Origin of the sequence: Pseudomonas psychrophila HA-4 (genome assembly GCF_000282975.1) — a bacterium.
Taxonomy (GTDB): domain Bacteria; phylum Pseudomonadota; class Gammaproteobacteria; order Pseudomonadales; family Pseudomonadaceae; genus Aquipseudomonas; species Aquipseudomonas psychrophila_A.
Map to the genome: position 1 here is coordinate 1 of NZ_ALJC01000133.1, position 1,313 is coordinate 1,313.

At 51.9% G+C, this 1,313-nt stretch carries 1 protein-coding gene; it reads left to right on the forward strand.

Annotated features, from left to right (window positions below):
• The first annotated feature begins 53 nt into the window (after nt 1–53).
• A protein-coding gene (locus B347_RS0123385; RefSeq protein ID WP_192812412.1) for an IS3 family transposase occupies nt 54–1,282 on the forward strand; the annotation gives its coding sequence in 2 pieces (ribosomal slippage) (nt 54–405 and nt 405–1,282; 1,230 coding nt in all).
• Nucleotides 1,283–1,313 lie beyond the last annotated feature (31 nt).

A 1,313-nucleotide genomic window follows, 5' to 3' on the forward strand; every position in this document is an offset into this window, starting at 1 on the left:
TGTCCCGTCCTGAATAAGGTTTACACCTTCTGACCTATCCTCAGGAGGATTCAATGGGTTCGGGCAAAAGGCGCAGTCAGCGCGACTACACGCTAGCTTTTAAATTGTCGGTCGTAGATCAAGTTGAAAAAGGCGAGTTGGGTTATAAAGAAGCCCAACGGCGCTATGGCATCCAGGGCCGGTCAACGGTGCTGGTTTGGTTACGCAAGCATGGTCGGCAGGACTGGAGCCAAGGTGCATCGATTCGAGAGCCGAGGACCAGGTTTATGACCGAACCACCCCTCCCGCTGACACCCGAGCAGCGTATTAAAGAGCTTGAAGAGCAACTGGCGCTGAGCAATCAGAAGGCCCAGTTTTTTGAAGCTGTCGTGAACGTTCTAAAAAATGACTACGGTGTTTCCATCGTAAAAAAGCGACCCGGCAAGTCCTCACGCAAGGGCAAATCAAAGACCTGAACATCACCAGGGCTTGCCTGTTCATGGGAATTTCGCGCCAAGCGTATTACAAGCGCAATCGCGCTTTTGATGCGAGAGTCTGTGAAGACCAAAAGGTCGTGGACTTCGTTCTGGAAAAGCGTCGACGCCAGCCCAGACTAGGCGCGCGCAAGCTGCATTACTTGATGAGCACTGAGGCTGAGTCGGTTCCCTGTGTCGGCAGGGATCGGCTATTTGCCATCTTGCGAGAAGCGCGGGAACTGGTTCCTCGCAAGCGGGCTTATCATAAAACCACTCATAGTCATCATCGTTTCCGCCGTCATCCCAACCTGCTCAAAGCAGGCCCTGAACAGGTTATAGCCAGCAGGCCCGAGCAAGTTTGGGTTGCAGACATTACCTACCTGCCGACACAGGAAAGTGTGGCCTATGTCAGCCTGATAACCGACGCGTACTCACGCAAGATCGTTGGTCATCATGTACATGAAAGTCTGCATACCGAGTCTGTGATCAAGGCACTGCACAAAGCCGTTGGCGAGCGAAAAACAACGCAGCCACTGATTCATCACTCAGATCGCGGAGCCCAATACTGCTCCGATCTTTACCAGCGTTTGCATGCCAAGGTCGGGATCAGGTGCTCAATGACCGACGGTTATGACTGCTATCAGAACGCGATGGCTGAGAGAGTGAATGGTATTTTGAAGACCGAGTTTTTACTGCATCGGCCCAGAAATTTGGCGGACGCTGTGAAAATGGTTGATGAGTCGGTGTCGATTTACAACTCAGAACGGCCACATCTGGCTTTGAAATACAAAACGCCCGATGCGGTGCATCGGGCGTTTTTAGACTGAAACAGGTGTAAACCTATTTCAGGACTAGACA